Raw genomic sequence first — 546 nt, 5'->3', positions numbered from 1 at the left:
CACCTGAAGGCGGCGGCGGTCCGTGAGACCTGTGACGTGGTGATCAGCAACGTCCTGGTCATCGACGCGGTCCTCGGGATCCGCAAGGTGTCCATCGGCATCCGGGAGGGCCGCATCCACGCGATCGGCCGGGCCGGCAACCCGGACACCCTCGACGGCGTCGACGTCGTCGTCGGCACCGGCACGACCATCGTGTCGGGGGAGGGGCTGATCGCCACCGCCGGAGCAGTCGACACCCACGTCCACCTGCTCTCCCCGCGGATCATGGAGGCCTCGCTCGCGAGCGGGGTGACGACGATCATCGGCCAGGAGATCGGGCCGAGTTGGGGCGTGGGCGTCAACTCGCCCTGGGCGTTGAAGCACGGGTTCAACGCCTTCGACGCGTGGCCGGTCAACATCGGCTTCCTGGCCCGTGGTTCCTCGTCGGACGCCGCCCCGCTGGTCGAGGCGCTGGCCGAGGGAGGGGCGTGCGGCTTCAAGGTCCATGAGGACATGGGTGCTCATACCCGTGCGCTGGACACGGCGTTGCGGGTGGCCGAGGAGTAC

1 pseudogene is annotated in these 546 nt (G+C 69.8%); it reads left to right on the top strand.

From position 1 onward, the window contains the following. Window positions 1–546: pseudogene (locus NOD94_RS41310) on the top strand (urease subunit alpha); the annotation flags it as partial.

The sequence above is a fragment of the Streptomyces sp. Isolate_45 genome, assembly GCF_024721315.2.
Classification (GTDB): Bacteria; Actinomycetota; Actinomycetes; order Streptomycetales; family Streptomycetaceae; genus Streptomyces.
Note: the sequence above shows the minus strand (reverse complement) of the source record. Positions and strands in the feature narration are given on the sequence as shown.